This window comes from Thermanaerovibrio velox DSM 12556 (assembly GCF_000237825.1).
In the GTDB taxonomy this organism is placed as follows: Bacteria; Synergistota; Synergistia; order Synergistales; family Synergistaceae; genus Thermanaerovibrio; species Thermanaerovibrio velox.
Genome location: NZ_CM001377.1, coordinates 1 through 17792, shown reverse-complemented (window position 1 = coordinate 17792; position 17792 = coordinate 1). Strand labels below are relative to the sequence as shown.

The following is a 17792-nucleotide window of genomic DNA, read 5'->3' as shown; positions in this document are numbered from 1 at the left end:
GGCCCCACGCCCCAACGGACGCGCCCGGGCGAAAGTCCGATCTCCGCGGACATCTCCCGCCGCTCCCCCGGGCCGGTCTCCTGGCTAACCCTCATCCCCCAAGCACCCCTTCCCAGGGGCCAAAGGCCCCCAGTGGATAACGTGCACGAGGTCAGGCTCACAGTGGCGGGTCCGCGCCGGACTTTCACCGGCTTCCCGTTCACCCGAGGAAGTTTAGGTTTTACACATCTAAAAGCCTATAACATCCCGCCGCCCCAGGCCCCCGACAAAACTGCCGTCGGAAACCTAAAAACCCCCAAGCGGCGAGGCTTGGGGGTATTCAAGCACCATACGAGATATTTTGTCAATATTATCCTGTCTATTTCTAACTTTTCAAATAACTATATTCTTTCATTCCCCGGATATCCTGTAGACCGCCCCTTCCTCCCGGTCCCAGGCGAGGTCCTTGGCGTCCATCTTAATCCTTCCCTCCCGATCCATCCTCCACATGCCGTAGAGGGCCACCTGCTCTTGGGAAACGGACCCAGAAACCGGGGCCCCCAGGGGAAGGAAGCCCACCACCTCAAATGGCTCGGGCCAGCCCTCCGGGGGCTCAACCCCTGCCTCGGCCATCTTCTTCATCATCTCCGCCACCGGCACAGGACAGGTCCTGCCGTAGACCAACCTCGCAAGGTCTGACCGGAAGAAGGGCTCCATCAGCACGTAGGCGAGCCACATGCCCTCGTTGCCCGGCAGGGCCTTCACCGCCAGGTAAGACGTGAAGAGCACCGCGTCCGCCGCCGCAAGGGACTTTGGAACACCCGAGTCATCGATGAACCCCCTTATCTCCTCCCACCTGGAAGGGTCCCCTCCGGGGAATATGCGGTCCACCAATGCGAGCCCGGCCCCTATGCGGTCCTCCAACTTCGACGGCGGGTCGTTCAACAGCCTCTTCCAAAGGGCAAGGTCGCTCCTGGAGTGATATGACTCGGACATTATCCTGGCCCTTACCTCCATGCCAAGCCTTACGCCCTGGTCCCTCTTGCTCATGGCCCCAAAGGCAAAGGACGAAGCACCTAATACTATGAAGACGGTGGCGGACAGAACGGCTAAAAACCTCCTCATCCCCATGCCCCCTTTCGAATAATTTTTAGTCCAGCCATTAATATAGCCCCCCAATGGGTAAAAGGAAAGGCACAGGACGGCGGGAACGCATGCAAGGACGCAAAAAGCGGGGAACGGCACCCCGTCCCCCGCGCTGAAAGAGCTGAAATAACCCAACCTGAAAGGTCAGATCTACCGGCAGTGGAGCCAGCAGGCAACCTCTCTCCCCCCCACGTCCGCCAACGGGGGCTCCTCGGAACGGCACCTCTCCATGGCGTAGGAGCACCGGGGGTGGAACCGGCATCCCGACGGGGGGTTCACCGGGGACGGCACGTCCCCCTCCAGGATTATGCGGTCCCTCTTGGCCTCCGGGTCCGGAAGGGGTATCGCGGAGAGAAGGGCCTTGGAGTACGGGTGCAGGGGCTCCCTGAAGAAATCCCCCTTCGGGGCGGACTCCACCAGCTTGCCCAGGTACATGACCGCCACGTGATCCGATATGTGGCGGACCACCGACATGTCATGGGATATGAAGAGGTACGTAAGCCCCAACTGGTCCCGGAGGTCCTTGAGCAGGTTTAATATCTGGCTTCTTATGGACACGTCCAGGGCGGACACGGGCTCGTCGCAAACCATGAAGCTCGGCTTCACCGCCAGGGCCCTGGCTATGCCTATGCGCTGCCGCTGGCCCCCGGAGAACTCGTGGGGATACCTCATGGCGTCGGTCCTCTTAAGGCCGCTCATCTCCAGCACCTGCCCCACGTAATCCTGGAGGTTCGACCTGTCCACGATCCCGTGGTAGAGGGGCGCCTCCCCCACTATGTCCATAACGGTCCGCCTGGGGTTAAGGCTGCCGTAGGGGTCCTGGAAGATGATCTGCATGGACCGCCTGACCCACCTGGGGTCCTCTTTCAGCTTCTGGGACACGTCAACCCCCTGGAACCTAACGGTGCCGCCGGTGGGCTCTATGAGGTGCAGCAGCGCCCTTCCGGTGGTGGTCTTACCGGAGCCGGACTCACCAACCAAACCCAAGGTCTTGCCCTTGGGTATCCTCAGGGATACCCCGTCCACCGCCTTAACGTGTCCCACCACGGATCGGAAAAGCCCCTTCTTGATGGGGAAGTGCTTGTAAAGACCCTGCACCTCCAGTATCGGCTCACTCATGCTTCTCTACCCCCTTGACCCTCTTGTCCCCATCGTACAGGAAACACCTGGTCTTGCGCCCGTCCTCCAAAAGGTACAGGGGAGGGTTCTCGTTCACGCAGCGGCTGGAGCAGTGGTAGCAACGGTTTGAGAACCGGCATCCCTTGGGGAAGTACCTTGGGTCAGGCACGGCCCCGGGTATCACCGGCAGCTTCTCCCGGTCCTCGTCGAGCCTTGGGATGGACTCCAGAAGCCCCCTGGTATAGGGATGAAGTGGGTCCTTGAAGGCCTCCCGAACCATGGCCTCCTCCACCACCTGGCCGCCGTACATGACCACAACCCGGTCCGCCATCTCCGCCACCACCCCAAGGTCGTGGGTTATCAGCATTATGGCGGACCCGAAGTCCTTCTTCAGGTTCCTCATAAGGTCCAGTATCTGGGCCTGAACGGTGACGTCCAGCGCGGTGGTGGGCTCGTCGGCTATCAGCAGCTTGGGATTGCACGCCAGGGCCATGGCTATCATCACCCTCTGCCTCATGCCCCCGGACATCTGATGCGGATAGGACTCCAGCCGCTTCTTGGGCTCCGATATGCCAACCTTCACCAGCATCTCCAGGGCCCGCTCATCCGCCTGCTGCTTGTTAAGCCCCTGGTGAAGCATCAAGGGCTCCCTTATCTGGTCACCAACGGTGAAGACCGGGTTGAGGCTGGTCATGGGCTCCTGGAATATCATGGATATGGAGTTGCCCCGGACCTTCCTCATCTCATGCTCCTGCAGCTCCAGAAGGTTGGTGCCCTCGAAAACTATCCGGCCCCCGTCCACCCTGCCGGAGGGCTTCTGAAGAAGGCCCATAACCGACAGGGCGGTGACGGACTTACCGCACCCGGACTCACCCACCACGCAAAGGGTCTCCCCGTGATTTATCGAGAAGCTGACCCCGTCTACCGCCCTTACCACCCCGTGATCCGTATGGAAGGAGGTCTTAAGGGACTCTATCGAAAGCAGCATCTAAGGCACCTCCTATCGCTTCATCCGTACGTCCAGGGCGTCCCTCAAGCCGTCCCCAAGGAAGTTGAAGGCCAGAACGGTGTACATGATTGCAAGGCCGGGGAATATGGACCACCACCACTTGCCCGACGCAAGGTACTGCTGTCCCTCGGATATCATGAGCCCCCAGGACGGCGTGGGGGGCTGGGCGCCGAAACCGAGGAACGCAAGCCCCGCCTCTATCATTATGATGCCCCCCATCCCCATGGTGGCCTGGACTATAACCGGCGCCATGGCGGAGGGAAGTATGTGCCCAAACAGGATCTTCCAGGTGGGAAGCCCCAGGGCCTTGGCGGCCTCCACGAACTCCATCTCCCGGAGCTGCATGAACTGTGCCCTCAACACCCTAGCGATGGTAACCCAGCTTATAAGGCCTATGGCCACGTAAACCGTTGTGAGCCCTGGGTCCTTAAAGACCGCCACCACCGCCATCACGAACAGCAGGAACGGGAATGCGTAGATGACGTTCATGAACCAGGAGATCACGTCATCCACCTTACCCCCCACCGTATCCCGATATGGCACCCATAGGTATGCCTATTAAAAGGGATACCATCGTGGCGAATATGCCTATCTGAAGGGATATCCTCGCCCCGTAGAGAATGCGGCTGAATATGTCCCGGCCATAGAGGTCCGTGCCCATTATGTGTTTGGCGGACGGTGCCGCAAGCCGCACGTCCATCCCCTCGGTCCAGATGAGCTGCTTCACCGGATCGTAGGGGGCTATGACCGGAGCCAAGAGGGCCGCCAAGATTATCGTTATGGTCATGAAGAGCCCAGCCATGGCAAGCTTGTTGCGCTTAAACCTGAGCCACGCATCGTGCCAAAGACTCCTCGGCTTCGGCTCCTCGGACACGGCATTGCACACGTTAACCTGAACGTTGTCGCTCACGCTCACGAACCGCACCCCCTAGTCGTAGCGAATCCTCGGGTCGAAAAGCCCGTAGGAGAGGTCCACTATGAGGTTGGCCACCAGGAAGATGAGGGCTATAACTATGACGGTCCCCCTTATCATGGGGAAGTCCCTGGCCACCAGGGCCTCCACCGCAAGGCGCCCTATGCCAGGCCAGGCGAAAACCGTCTCGGTGAGCACCGCCCCGGACAGGAGCCCCGACATCTCCGCCCCCACTATGGTTACCACCGGGATCATGGCGTTCTTGAGGGCGTGCTTGGCTATGACCTTCCACTCCGAAAGCCCCTTCGCCCTGGCGGTCCTTATGTAGTCCATGCTCAAGACCTCCAGCATGCAGGACCTAGTAAGACGGGCTATGATGGCCGCGGGCCTAAGTCCCAATGCCACCACAGGAAGTATCAGATACTTGAAGGAACCATCCCCATAACCAACCCCAGGAACCCAGTGAAGGCCGTAAGCGAACACCAAAAGGAGAAGAAGACTGAACCAGAACACCGGGGCGCTAACACCCGCTATGGCAATGAACATGGCGGAGTAATCGAAGAGGGAATACTGCTTGACCGCGGACATTATCCCCGCCGCCACCCCAACTATCGTGGCCACCACCATGGCCCACAGCGCCAGCCTCATGGTGGAACCGAACCTCTCCCCTATGGCTTTCGTAACCGGCTCGTTGGTCCTGTAGGACTTGCCGAGGTCCCCCCTCACAAGCTTACCCATGAAGTCCATGTACTGAACCGTCAGGGGCTTGTCCAAACCCAGGTCCGCCCTTATGCGGGCCAGCGTCTCGGGATCCCCCCGCTGGCCCATCATTATCCTGGCCGGATCCCCAGGCACCACCGCCATAAGTATGAATATCACGGTAACCACTCCCCATACCACCGGGATGGATACCAACAACTTTCTTAGGACATACTGAAACAAAGCCGCACCTCCTAAGGATAGCCCAGTGAGATTAGGCCCCGAGAGCCAAGAGGAGCCCCCGGGGCCCCGGTTACGGTACCAGCAAAGCTACTTCTTCACCTTCCATACGGTGGCAAGGTCGGTCTTGTAGTCCCCCATGGCGGGGAGCTTCACGTTCTTTACGTTATCCTGGTGAACCAGGCTGGTGGTGTAAGCGAAGAGGAAGATCCAGGGGGCATCGTCCACGATGAGCTGCTCCGCCTCCCGGTAGAGCTTCATCCGCTGATCCCAGCTGGGGTTGCTGCGGGCCGCCTCCAGCAGCTTGTCCACCTTGGGGTTCTTGTAGAACGTGTAGTTACCCTTGGAGCCGAAGTTGGAGGAGTGGAGGTTCACGAAGAGGAAGTTGTCCGGGTCCATGTAGTCCACCACCCACCCCATCCGGAACATCTGGGTCTCCCCCCGGTCGCAGGTGTCAAGATGGGCCCCCCAGTCCAGCTCCTTCAGCTTCACGTTCACTCCTATCTGGGACAGCTGGGCCTGCACCGCTTCGCATATGGACTTGTGACCAGCGCCAGCATTGAACTGGAGCTCCACCTCAAGCCCGTTGGGGTAACCCGCCTCCGCCAGGAGCTTCTTGGCCTTCGCAGGATCGTAACCGTAACCCCTGAGGTTCGGGTTGTAGCCCGGCATGCCGGGAGGAAGGACTCCCTTGTTGACCTTCCGACGGCCGTTGAGAATCATCTGGTTTATGGCTTCCCTGTCGATAGCCCAGTTGAGGGCCTGGCGGAGCTTCTGGTTGTCCTTGAAGGGGGGCTTAGACATGTTCATACCTATGTAGTAGGTACCAACCCAAGGCTTCTCTATGAAAAGCCCCTTGGGACCGTACTGGGCAACGCAATCCTTGTAGAACTCATCAGGCACAGCGGTGAAGATGTCAATGTTACCCTTCTTGAACTCCATCCAGGCCACTGACTGATCCGGTATTATCCTCAGCTCCACCCGGTCCAGGTAAGGAAGCTTGTTACCCTTAGAATCCTTCTTCCAGTAATCCTTGTTGCGCTCCACCACGAACTTCTGGTCGTGCTTCCACTCCTTGAACACGAAAGGACCGGTCCCCACCGGGTGGAAGCTGAAGTCCTTGCCCCACTTCTCCGCGTCCTCCTTGGGCACTATGCTGAACGCCGAGTACGCCAGCACCGACAGGAACGGGGCGAACGGATAGTCCAGGGTGAACTGCACCGTGTAGGGGTCTATCACCTTTATGCCTGCCCACTCCTTGGCCTTCCCCTCGCTGAAATCCTTGTAACCCTTTATCTGCTCCACGAAGTAGGCCCGGGGGCTCTTAACCCTAACAAGCCTCTCGAAGGAGTACTTGACGTCCTCCGCCCTAACCTCGCGCCCCTTGTTCAGGGTGGGCTTACCCTCGCTCACGCTGTGGAACTTAACACCCTTGCGGAGCTTGAAGGTGAACACCGTGGCGTCCTTGTTTATGCTCCAGGACTCCGCAAGGCCAGGGAGTATCTTCTTGCCGTCCGGGTCGTTTTCAACCAAGGTCTCAAAGATCAGGTTGAGAGCCCTATCGGACGTGGTGTCAGTCGCAAAGGCGGGATCTACCTTAGGGGGATCACTGGCCTCCCGGTAAACCAAGGTACCACCATACACCGGCTTCTCAGCTCCAAAAGCGGGAATAGCAAGACAAAGGATCAGACATAAACCTACAAAAAATACTCCTCGCTTCATCCAAGGAACCTCCCCTCAAGTCTCAACTCAAACTCATTTTTTTTGACGCCCACCTACCTCGAAACAAAAGCCATAAACCACCTCCCGCAACGTGGTGTTTCACTTTTCAAACTATAGAACCATAATAATTAAATGTCTATACCGATAAAACGCAGAGGACAAAAAACTGTACCACAAGAGACTGAGATTAAATATTATTAATTTGGGGCCGAGATACCCCGACCCCAAATCACTACAACCAGTAGATCACTTGGACTTCCATACCGTCTTCAAGTCAGTCTTGTAATCCCCCATGGCGGACAACACGTAACCCTTCACGCCATCCTGTCTCACCGTGCTTATAGTGGTGGCCAGCATGAAGATCCAGGGGGCATCGTCCACAATGAGCTGCTCCGCCTCCCGGTAGAGCTTCATCCGCTGATCCCAGCTGGGGTTGCTGCGGGCCGCCTCCAGCAGCTTGTCCACCTTGGGGTTCTTGTAGAAGGAGTAGTTGCCCTTGGAACCCGCGTTGGAGGAGTGGAGGTTCACGAAGAGGAAGTTGTCCGGGTCCATGTAGTCCACCACCCAGGTCATCCGGAACATCTGGGTCTCCCCCCGGTCGCAGGTGTCAAGGTGGGCACCCCAGTCCAGCTCCTTCAGCTTCACGTTCACCCCTATCTGGGACAGCTGGGCCTGCACCGCTTCGCATATGGACTTGTGACCAGCGCCAGCATTGAACTGGAACTCCACCTCAAGCCCCTTGGGGTAACCCGCCTCCGCCAGGAGCTTCTTGGCCTTCGCAGGATCGTAACCGTAACCCCTGAGGTTCGGGTTGTAGCCCGGCATGCCGGGAGGAAGGACCCCCTTAACCGGCTTGTTACGGCCATTCAGGATCATGTCAGATATGGCCTTCCTGTCGATAGCCCAGTTGAGGGCCTGACGGAGCTTCTGGTTGTCCTTGAAGGGGGACTTAGACATGTTCATGCCTATGTAAAAAGTTCCCAACCCGGGCTTCTCCATCAGAAGCCCCTTAGGACCGTACTGGGCCACACAATCCTTGTAGAACTCATTGGGAACCGCCGGGAATATGTCTATGTTCCCCTTCTTGAACTCCATCCAGGCCACCGAGTTATCCGGCACTATCCTTAGCTCCACCCGGTCCAGGTACGGCAGCTTGTTGCCCTGGGCGTCCTTCCCCCAGTAGTCCTTGTTCCGCTCCACCACGAACTTCTGGTCGTGCTTCCACTCCTTGAACACGAAAGGACCGGTCCCCACCGGGTGGAAGTTGAAGTCCTTGCCCCACTTCTCCGCGTCCTCCTTGGGCACTATGCTGAACGCCGAGTACGCCAGCACCGACAGGAACGGGGCGAACGGATAGTCCAGGGTGAACTGCACCGTGTAGGGGTCTATCACCTTTATGCCCGCCCATTCCTTGGCCTTGCCATCGCTGAAGGCCTTGTAACCCTTTATCTGCTCCGCGAAGTAGGCCCGGGGGCGTCTTAAGGCGGACCAAACGCTCGAAGGAGTACTTGACGTCCTCCGCCCTCATCTCACGCCCCTTGTTCAGGGTGGGCTTACCCTCGCTCACGCTGTGGAACTTAACACCCTTGCGGAGCTTGAAGGTGAACACCGTGGCGTCCTTGTTTATGCTCCAGGACTCCGCAAGGCCGGGAAGTATCTTCTTGCCGTTCGGGTCGTTTATAACCAAGGTCTCAAAGATCAGGTTGAGAGCCCTGTCCGAGGTGGTGTCAGTTGCAAAAGCAGGGTCTATCTTGGGCGGGTCAGCGGACTCCCGATAAACCAAAGTTCCCCCGTAAACCGGCTTCTCCGCCGCCAAAGCCGGTAGGGAGAAAAGACAGAAAGCCGCCAACATAACAAGAAAAGAAACCTTCCGCACGAAAACTTCCTCCTCTCTAAAGGCAAACCAACCCACAACTACACCAAAACATCGATTCAAACTCATAAATACCTAAAAAACCACCGCCTCCTCCCCTCGTGGTCTATCACCACGGCCAACTATAAGACAAGAAAAATTAAAAGTACTACATTCAATATATCCAAGATGGAAAAGTCTTAAAATCATATACATTAAAGCATCCCATCCACAGAACCACCCCCATGGGTCCACGGAGCTGACCGCTGCGCCAACGGACCCAGCCGGTAAGGCGAGGTCCATGTAAAACCCCAAGCCCTCAAAAGAACAAGGCCCCTTTGCCCGCAGGCTCGTGATGCCTAAGCCCCCGGCGGGCCTTCACCGCCTCACCGGTGCCCATGGGGGACGCGAACACACCCCACGGAACGATAAAAAAAGGACGGGTCCTTAAAGACCCGCCCGTCAAACCGCTTCAGCCCATTGATTTTAAGGTTTCAAGGCCTTCCAGGCCCCGTCGGATACCCTCATACCCGTGACCGGACACCTAGCCCAGGAAGGCCCGCAAAAGGGCTACTCCACCTTGAGCTCCAAGCTGCTCTCCCAAAGGCCGTGGATGTTGCAGTAGGACAGCGCCACCAAGGTCCCACCCTTGCCGGCCTTGACCTTGAACACCCCGAACGGCTCGGTATGAACAGGCCCCTGGTTGGCCCCCTCCACGGACTCACCGTGGACCTCAAAGCTAACCTTGCCCACCTCGTAGGGGAACTTAGCGCCCTCGGGCTTGAAGAACAGCTGGATCCAACGGATGTGGTGCTCCGTGGTGTTCGGATGAGGTATCTCCTTGCCCACCGAGACCTTGACCTCAAACGCATCCCCCGCCTTGACAGTCTCAGGGGCCTCTATGACCGGAACGTGCTTCTCACCCTTCCAATCGCCGCTCTGCACCAGATCGGACACCTTCATGATGTGTTCCCCCTCCTCACTAAAACCAGTTTAGTTTAAACCAAGCACTTTAATTGAAACCGAAAGAGGTGGACCTGTCAACCGTAAACCTAGATTAACCATCCACAGGGGGAACCGCTCAAAACGCCTCGAAGCTCAACCGAATATCTCCCGGAATATGTCCTCCACCCGCTCGATCTTCGAGCATCTCACCACGTTATCGCCGCAGAAGAAGAGCCCGGTCTCCCAGTTGCCCCGGTATGCATCCACCAAGGCCTGGGCTATGCAGAAGGTCTCCCGGGTCTTTATGTAGGTGCAGTGGGAGAGGCACCGGGCTATGCAGGGCTTGCTCTCCACGGAACCGGCCAGGTAACGCTCCACGAACGGATTCCTCAAGGCCCTGCCGGGTATGCCGACGGGGCTCATGATCACCACCACGTCCTCCTCCCGGGCCTCCAAGTAGGCCTGTTTGAACCGGTCCGACGCATCACACTCCTCGCTGCACACGAACCTGGTCCCCATCTGAACCCCCTTGGCCCCAAGGGAGAAGGCCCTCTCCACGTCGGCCCTGTCGAAGACTCCCCCCAGCGGCTATCACCGGCACGGGGGCTTTAACCTCCTCCTCGAAGTACTTAACTATCTGAGGAACCACGGTCTCAAGGGAGAACACCGGGTCCGTCACGTGCTCCATCCTGGTGGCCCCAAGGTGACCCCCCGCGTGAAGCGGGGTCTCCACAACCACCGCGTCGGGAAGACGCTTGTACTGCTTCTCCCAACGACGCACTATGAGGTCCGCCGCCTTCAGGGAGCTCACTATGGGCACCAACGCCACGTCGGGGAAGTCCACCGTGAGCTCCGGAAGCTTAAGGGGAAGTCCCGCTCCGGATATTATCACGTCCGCCCCCCCCTCGCACGCAGACCTCACCTGGGTATCGTAGTCCGTGAGGGCACACATGCAGTTGACCGCCAACACCCCATCCGGGGCCTTGGCCCTGGCCTCCCTCAGGGCGTCCTTAAGCGCCTCCTGGTTGGCCTCAAAGTAGTTCCTGCCGTCAAAATAGGGGGACTCACAGGCAATCCCAACGCTGGCTATGGTGCCAACCCCTCCGCACGCCGCCACCGCCCCAGCCAGCTTGGGCCCCGATATCATAACCCCCATGCCACCCTGGATCAGCGGATACCTGGGACTGTGCTTTCCTATCCTAAGTTCTGGAAAAGAACTCAAATCCTCATAACCCCTTCGCTGTTTATTTTTCTAACCCTCTCAACCCCCGGGGGGAAACCGGTCCCAAGGGATACCGGACCATTATATAATATTCCGAAAACCTTAAACACCCCGCCCCTTAGACTTGGACCAAAGGGCCATGGCCCGGGCCATGGCCCTCAGTATCTCCGGGTCCGGCACGTACTGCTTGAGCCGTTCCTCCGCCCTCTCCATCGCCAAAGGGTCCGGCTCGGTCCTCACAGTCCTCTTAGCCCTTGAACCCGAGAAGACCTTAACCTCTATGGGACGCTCCTGATAACCGCCGCCCCTCACGGCCTTTATGTCCTTTATGGGGTACCCAAGCCTTCCAAGGGCGGTGAGTATGCCCCGCCTCTCCATCCTAAGGGCGGTCTCGGCGGATGGGCTGGAGCAGGAAACGATCAGAACCCCCTCCTCATAGGCCACGGGCCTGGTGCGACGGGCCAGTGCGGGACTCACCAAGAAGGCCCACTCGGTCCTCAGGGATTCCAGCATGAGCCCAAGCCTCACCGCCCCGCCGCAGGAACTCAAGACCTCCTTGAAGGACCTCACCTGGATTTGCCCCCCCCTCGGCGCTGAAGGAGGTTCATCCAAAGCACCTGCAGGTCCGCAGGGGTGACGCCGGATATCCGTCCCGCCTGCCCCAAGGTCCTGGGACGAACCGCCTTGAGCTTCTCCCGGCTCTCGGACAGCAACCCCTCCACCCGGTCGTAATCCAAGTCATCCGGTATGGGCAGCCCCTCCAGCCCTTTAAGCCTCTCCACGTGACGCTCCTCCCGTTCCACGTAACCCCGGTACTTCTCCTCCACCACCACGTGGTACCCCGCCTCTAGGTCCCCGGGGATGCCGGTGATCTCCGACAGGTGCTCCCACAGCACCTCCGGCCTCCTGGCCAGCTCTATGGCCTTCACGGGCTCCTCTATTGGCGATGACCCTATGGACATCAGCAGCTCCCTCACCCGGTCGGTGGGATGTACCGTGGTCCCCCTCAAGGCCTCCCTTATCCTGTCCCTCTCTGCCTTCCGGGAGAGCACCACCCGCCACTCCTGGTCCCCGAGAAGCCCCAAAGACCTGGCCCTTTCGGACAGCCTCAGGTCCGGGTTGTCATGCCTCAACCTCAGCCGGTGCTCGCAGCGGCTGGTGAGCATCCGATAGGGCTCCCACGTACCCTTGGTCACAAGATCGTCCACCAGGACCCCGGCGTAAGCCTCGTGACGGCCCAGCACCAACCTGTCCTCGGAATCCATGGCGTACAGCGCCCCGTTCGCCCCCGCCAAGAGCCCCTGTGCCGCCGCCTCCTCGTAGCCGGAGGTGCCGTTTATCTGGCCCGCCAGGAAAAGCCCCCTCACGGACCTCACCTCAAGCCACGGCTCAAGCTGGGTGGGGTCCACGAAGAAATACTCTATGGCGTAACCGGGCTTAAGTATCCGGGCCCTCTCGCAGCCCGGAAGGGTCCGTATCATCCTCACCTGCACGTCGTAGGGCAGGGAGGTGGACATGTTCTGAACGTACACCTCGTTGGAACACCGGCTCACCGGCTCCAGGAAAACCGGGTGGGACTCCCTATGGGGAAAACGAACCACCTTGTCCTCTATGGACGGACAGTACCTGGGTCCCTTCCCCTGTATCATCCCGGTGTAAAGGGGGCTCCTGTCCAACGAGGTCTCTATTATCCTGTGGGTCTCGAGGCTTGTCCTGGTGCAGCCGCACTTGAACCCCTCCACCACCCGGGGGGCGGAGAAGATGCTCATGGCACAGGGTTCCGCTTCCCCCTCCTGCAGGGGGATGGAGCCCCAGTCCACCGTGTCCTTGTGAATCCTAGGGGGGGTACCGGTCTTGAGCCTTCCCATCCTCAGACCAAGCCCCTTGAGGGACTCCGCTATCCGGTAGGACCCCAGGTTACCCATGGGCCCCGCCTCAAACCTGTTGAGCCCCACGTACACCGCAGCGCCGGTATAGGTCCCAAGGGCCAGCACCAGGGATCTGCAGCCTATGACGTTGCCAAGGGAGGTCCTTACCCCCCTCACGGCCCCGTCCTCTACCCATATGTCCACCCCCTCCGCCTGAAGGACCTGGAGGTTCTCCTGGGACTCCACCTTGGTCCTGTAGGCCCGGTGAAAGTCCCACATGTCGCACTGAACCCTTAAGGTCCTGACCGCGGGCCCCTTGGAGGTGTTGAGCCACCGTACCTGCAGGGCCGACATGTCCGCCGCCAGGGCCTGAAAGCCCCCCATGGCGTCCACCTCCCTGGTGAGGTGCCCCTTGGCGGGGCCCCCTATGGAGGGGTTGCACGCCATGAGGGCGGTGTTCTCCAGGTTCATGTTCAAAAGCAGCGTGGGAACCCCCATCCTGGCGGACGCCAGGGCGGCCTCACAGCCCCCATGTCCGCCCCCCAGGACCACAACGGGATACCAATCCTCAAACCCAGCGTTCATATGATCACCCTAAGTCCTCCTGCTCTAGCTCCTGCAAAGGGGCCACTGAACCGTCCTCCACCCGGTAAAGGGCCCATCCATCGGCGGATCCGGGGCCTAGAAACTCCCGCAATCCCAGGGATGACAGATCCTCCGCGGTGGAGGCCAGCACCTGACAGGAGAGCTCCCGGAGCCCAAGGAACAAAGACCTCCTGCCCTCCCCGTCCAGCTCCGAGAAGACCTCGTCCAGGACCACCACCGGGGACCTGCCGGTCACCCTGAGGACCGTCTCCGCGGCCCCCATGACCAGGGCGTAAGAAAGCCTTCGGCGCTGTCCCCGGCTCAAGGCCCATGAGGCCTCCCTTCCACGGGAGGTAAGGCGCAGGTCGTCCCTGTGGGGCCCCACCGGGGGCCTCATAAGGCGCCTCTCCACCTCCAAGCCGCCCATCATGAGGTTGAACACCTCCTCCTGGGACAGAAAGGGCCGACGCCCCACATCCCATCGGGACCTCACGGCCATCTGGCAGGACAGGTCCGCCTCCACCGGTATTCCCAGCTTCCCCGCCCAGCGGACCGACGACTCGGTCAATAGCCCACCCACGGAGATCCTTGAGGCCCATATGACCGCCGCTTCCGCCGCCATGAGCCTGAGCGTGTAAACCTCCCGCTTCATGGACCTCAAGGACGCGGTCCGCTGCCTTAGAGCTCTGCCGTACCGATGGAGCGCCTTGGCGTAATCGGGATAGCATATGGCGCACACCAGGTCCATAAGGCGCCGTCTGCAGGACGGGGGCCCCTCCACCATGGTCAGGTTCTCCGGCAGGAACGCCAGCACCGGCATCCTGCTCCTCACGTCCCACCCGCTGGCCCTTTCACCGTTCAGCCTCAACGAGGCCCGGCCGGAAAGCCTCACGGCACAGGCGAGGTCCTCCTCCCCTTCCGCCTCGCATCGGACCGCCCCCATGGGACTTCCTATCCTCACCACCCGGGAGGTCCTGTCGAAGGCCCCCCAGCCGGAACAAACGCAGAAGGCCTCCAGGAGGTTGGTCTTGCCCGCCCCGTTGGGGCCCGAGAATATATTGAGCCCCCCGGACAGCCCCAGGGCTTGGTCCTTGAGGTTCCTGTAGTTGTACAGCTTTATCGACTTAAATCGCATCTTCCCCCGGCAGTTCCGCCTCGTCTATGGCGAGCGGAGCCAGGAGGTAGAGGTAGCCGTCGGAACCTGTGCGCTTTATGCACACGTGTCCCCCAGGACCGTTGAACTCAAGCCGCACCAGGGAGTCCTGAAGTCCCTTGACCCCTTCGATCAGGAACCGGACGTTGAAGGCTATCCTCAAGGGTTCTCCCTCTATGAGGGCCTCCACCTCTTCCACCGCCTCTCCGAACTCGGGCGAACGGCTCCTTAGGGTGCAGCCTCCGCCGGGCGAAAGGGTCACCGCCACCATCCTGTTGAAGTCCCTCACCACCAGGTCCAGCCTCTCCAGCGCCCCAAGCAGCTGGGACCTAGAGGTCTCCATGAAGGTGGTGCAGGACTTCGGAAGGATCCGCTCGTACTGGGGGAACTTGCTTTCCACCCGCCTTATGGAGAACTCGAACTCCCGGCAGACGAAGTACCCCTGGACGCCGTCGGACAGTATCCTAACCTCCGCCTCACCCTCCAGGGAGGCCAGCATGCGGTCCAGCTCCCTCACCGCCTTCATGGGCAGCAGCATCGCCTCCGAGGACTCCCCCATCATGGGCACCTTGGAGTAGGCAAGACGCCTCGAATCGGTGGAAACAACCCGGATCGCCCCGTTGTCCCCCTGGAAGTAGGCGCAAGAGAGGTAGGGTGGGTACTCCTCGGAGGTGGAGGCCGCTATGGCGCCCTCAGCTATGGCGGTCCTGAGGTCCTGGGCGGAGATGACACCCATCTCCTGGGCTGCGGAGGATGAGGGTATCTTCGGGAACTCCTCCGGTGGGTACGTCATGAAACGGTACCTGCTCCTTCCGGAGGTCATGATCCCCTTCCCGTCCTCCAGGCTTATGGTGAAGGTCCCCTCCGGGGACTTCTTAAAGAGGTCCCCTAGCACCTTGACCGGGAGCAGGGCCTCCCCGTCCCCGTTGGACCGGACCCCTTCCACCGGACACTTTATGCTGGTCTTCATGTCCGTGGCCAGGAGCTCCACGGATCCGCTTGAGCACCTTATGAGCACGCTGGAGGACGCGCTGGCTGAAGAGGTTCCGGCACATCGCTCCGCCATACCCCAGGACTTTATGAAGCTGCTCTTCTCTATCTCCAGTTTCAAGTTATCCTCCCCTTCCTCTGTTGCTTTTTCTTTTTCTTAAGAACCTAGAAGCCGTAGCAGTAGGGGGTGTGGAGACTGTGGATAACCCTGAAAAACCCCGTATTTAAGCGAGTTTTTTCCACATTCATCCTGTGGATCGCCTGTAGAGAAGGATCGCCTAAGTTATCCACTTTTTCCACAATCCCTATGTGGAACACTTTCGATGTCATTTCATCCACAGGGTTGTACACTGTGGATACCCCGCGTCATCACAGCTTTTTCCGTACGTTATCCACAACGCTCTTGACCTTAAGATCCGTCTTGAGCAGCTCGTCTATCTTCCTGCAGGCGTGGAGGACCGTGGTGTGGTCCTTCTTGTTGAAGCCGTAGCCTATCTGCTGAAGGCTCGCCTCCGTGTGCTCCCTGCAGAGGTACATGGCCACCTGTCTTGCCAGGGCCAGGTCCGAGGTCCTCTTGCTTGACAGGAGCTCATCCACGGAGATCCCGAAGCTCTCCGCCACCAGGTGCTGTATCAGGTCGATGCTCACCGGGCCTTTCATCACGTTCCGGATGATGTCCTTCAGCCACTCCGCCGCGTTCTCCACCGATATGGGCTCGTCGTTCAGCTCCGAACAGGCCACCACTCGGTTAAGCGCCCCCTCCAGCTCCCTTATGTTGCTTGGTATGTTCTGGGCGAGGAAGAAGATGACGTCCTCGGGCACGTGATATCCCCGGAGCTCCGCCTTCTTCTGCAGTATCGCCACCCTTGTTTCAAGGTCCGGGGGCTGTATGTCCGTGACAAGCCCCCACTCGAACCGGGATACCAGCCTCTCCTCCACCCGCTGTATGTCCTTAGGCGGTCGGTCGGAGCTTATGACCACCTGTTTCTTGGCGTCGTGCAGGCTGTTGAAGGTGTGGAAGAACTCCTCCTGGGTGCTCTCCTTGTCCGCCAAGAACTGGATGTCGTCTATCAAGAGCACGTCGATGCTCCTGTACTTGGCCTTGAAGTCCTGGGTCCTGTTGTTCTGTATGGCGGATATGAGCTCGTTGGTGAACTTCTCGGAGCTCACGTACACCACCTTGGCCCCCGGCTGGTTGTCGCACACGTAGTGCCCTATGGCGTGCATCAGGTGGGTCTTCCCAAGCCCCACCCCTCCCCATATGAAGAGCGGGTTGTAGGCAACGCCCGGGGACTCCGCGGCGGCCAGCGACGCCGCATGGGCCAGCCGGTTGGACTTGCCCACCACGAAGGTGTCGAACACGTAGTTGGGGTTTAAACCGCTCCTGTTGGGGGACTGGGGCATCGCCGCCGCCTCCGCCCTCTTCTGCTCGTTGGGCCTTATCTCGGAACCCACCCGGAGCTCCACGTCCTCCGCCACGCCCAACGCCCTTATGAGATCCTTTAGGGGCGTGAGAAACCGGCTCTGGATCTGTTCCTTTATGAAGACGTTTGGAACGTCCAGCACCAGCACCCCCGCGGATATCTCCAAGGGCAGACACGTCTTGAGCCACGTGCTCGCGGCCCCAGGGGGCAGCACGTCCTTACCCTTCTCCAGTATCTCGTTCCACAGGACCTTAAGGTCTTCCAATTCTCCTCACCTCACCGGGCCTTGGGGCCCCTTCTGCTTTCAACGAATCTCATGAGACGAAAATACGAAAAACAAAACACAGGCCAAGACCCCAAGGGACCGACCTGATTGCCGGATTGAAGCGCTGCCGCGTTGTTATGTTGCCATCTGTGGATAACATCGAAACGCCCAGTTCGCGGCCTTTCAAGATCCACAAAGCCCTTTCGCCGTGGTTTATCCTGGGGATGTGGCACCGCTTTTCGGCCCATTGAACCGCCGCCCCATGTGGATAAGTTTACCCTAAAAGTTCGCTTTCCACCCACGTGGAATCAAGGCGTATCATTTTACCACGAAATTATCCACAGTGGTTTTCCACATTTCCACAGTATGCCGTTGGATTTGTGGATTTCTTGAGCCCTTGCAACCAGTGGATTCATGTGGATCATGTGGATTTAGACAATTTGACGATGACGAACCAAGCTCAAGGTATTTGGAGGCGTTGAGATGTGGAAAGTTATCCACCGCGGTGGATAACTTTTGTGGACAAAAAGCCCAGGGCGGGGGACGGTAGATCCATAGAGGGCGCCGAGGTCCCTCGCCTTGGTCCCTGGAGCTCCTTCTGCTGCAGCCCCATAGACCACGTCCCTGGATTTCAGCTTCCCCTTTTACATATCTTTCTAAG

The 17792-nt window shown here is 59.3% G+C and carries 14 protein-coding genes, 2 pseudogenes and 1 riboswitch; all 16 genes and pseudogenes read right to left on the bottom strand.

What is annotated here, in order from left to right:
- Window positions 1-53: 53 nt before the first annotated feature.
- Window positions 54-222: riboswitch (cobalamin riboswitch) on the bottom strand.
- A 168-nt stretch (window positions 223-390) separates the two neighbouring features.
- The 16 genes and pseudogenes from THEVEDRAFT_RS00075 to dnaA all read right to left on the bottom strand — a co-directional run bounded on the left by THEVEDRAFT_RS00075 (window position 391) and on the right by dnaA (window position 17131).
- Window positions 391-1104 carry a hypothetical protein gene (locus THEVEDRAFT_RS00075; RefSeq protein ID WP_006582694.1) on the bottom strand — a complete coding sequence of 238 codons (714 nt, stop codon included), beginning with the start codon at window positions 1102-1104 and terminating at the stop codon, window positions 391-393.
- 171 nt (window positions 1105-1275) lie between these two features.
- Window positions 1276-2244, bottom strand: coding sequence for an ABC transporter ATP-binding protein (locus tag THEVEDRAFT_RS00070; RefSeq protein WP_006582693.1), 969 nt, complete (start codon window positions 2242-2244; stop codon window positions 1276-1278).
- Window positions 2237-3232, bottom strand: a complete 996-nt coding sequence (locus tag THEVEDRAFT_RS00065) for an ABC transporter ATP-binding protein (protein ID WP_006582692.1) — start codon at window positions 3230-3232, stop codon at window positions 2237-2239. The genes THEVEDRAFT_RS00070 and THEVEDRAFT_RS00065 overlap by 8 nt, the downstream gene beginning before the upstream one ends.
- 12 nt (window positions 3233-3244) lie before the next feature.
- Window positions 3245-3742, bottom strand: a complete 498-nt coding sequence (locus THEVEDRAFT_RS09630) for an ABC transporter permease (RefSeq protein ID WP_245522669.1) — start codon at window positions 3740-3742, stop codon at window positions 3245-3247.
- A 25-nt stretch (window positions 3743-3767) separates the two neighbouring features.
- Window positions 3768-4169, bottom strand: coding sequence for an ABC transporter permease (locus THEVEDRAFT_RS09625; protein WP_245522668.1), 402 nt, complete (start codon window positions 4167-4169; stop codon window positions 3768-3770).
- A 12-nt stretch (window positions 4170-4181) separates the two neighbouring features.
- Window positions 4182-5108: an ABC transporter permease gene (locus THEVEDRAFT_RS00055; protein WP_006582690.1), complete on the bottom strand. Its 927-nt coding sequence runs from the start codon at window positions 5106-5108 to the stop codon at window positions 4182-4184.
- Window positions 5109-5195: 87 nt separating this feature from the next.
- Window positions 5196-6827, bottom strand: coding sequence for an ABC transporter substrate-binding protein (locus THEVEDRAFT_RS00050; protein ID WP_006582689.1), 1632 nt, complete (start codon window positions 6825-6827; stop codon window positions 5196-5198).
- A gap of 246 nt (window positions 6828-7073) precedes the next feature.
- Window positions 7074-8679 (bottom strand): annotated as a pseudogene (locus THEVEDRAFT_RS00045) (ABC transporter substrate-binding protein).
- A gap of 319 nt (window positions 8680-8998) precedes the next feature.
- Window positions 8999-9145: a hypothetical protein gene (locus tag THEVEDRAFT_RS09405; protein WP_156787066.1), complete on the bottom strand. Its 147-nt coding sequence runs from the start codon at window positions 9143-9145 to the stop codon at window positions 8999-9001.
- A 104-nt stretch (window positions 9146-9249) separates the two neighbouring features.
- Window positions 9250-9642 carry a class II SORL domain-containing protein gene (locus THEVEDRAFT_RS00040; protein ID WP_006582687.1) on the bottom strand — a complete coding sequence of 131 codons (393 nt, stop codon included), beginning with the start codon at window positions 9640-9642 and terminating at the stop codon, window positions 9250-9252.
- Between the two features lie 135 nt (window positions 9643-9777).
- Window positions 9778-10771: pseudogene (locus tag THEVEDRAFT_RS00035) on the bottom strand (NAD(P)H-dependent flavin oxidoreductase).
- Window positions 10772-10948: 177 nt separating this feature from the next.
- Entirely contained in the window at window positions 10949-11416 is a 468-nt protein-coding gene (locus tag THEVEDRAFT_RS00030; protein WP_006582685.1) for a DciA family protein, read from the bottom strand.
- Entirely contained in the window at window positions 11413-13299 is a 1887-nt protein-coding gene (mnmG, locus tag THEVEDRAFT_RS00025) for a tRNA uridine-5-carboxymethylaminomethyl(34) synthesis enzyme MnmG (RefSeq protein ID WP_006582684.1), read from the bottom strand. The genes THEVEDRAFT_RS00030 and mnmG overlap by 4 nt, the downstream gene beginning before the upstream one ends.
- 4 nt (window positions 13300-13303) lie before the next feature.
- A complete protein-coding gene (gene recF / locus THEVEDRAFT_RS00020) occupies window positions 13304-14434 on the bottom strand; it encodes a DNA replication/repair protein RecF (protein WP_006582683.1) in 1131 nt (376 codons plus the stop codon).
- Entirely contained in the window at window positions 14424-15563 is a 1140-nt protein-coding gene (dnaN, locus tag THEVEDRAFT_RS00015; protein ID WP_006582682.1) for a DNA polymerase III subunit beta, read from the bottom strand. Before dnaN ends, recF begins: the two co-directional genes overlap by 11 nt.
- A gap of 248 nt (window positions 15564-15811) precedes the next feature.
- The gene (gene dnaA, locus THEVEDRAFT_RS00005; RefSeq protein ID WP_006582681.1) at window positions 15812-17131 is read right to left on the bottom strand and encodes a chromosomal replication initiator protein DnaA; all 1320 of its coding nucleotides are present in this window, start codon (window positions 17129-17131) and stop codon (window positions 15812-15814) included.
- Window positions 17132-17792: the final 661 nt, after the last annotated feature.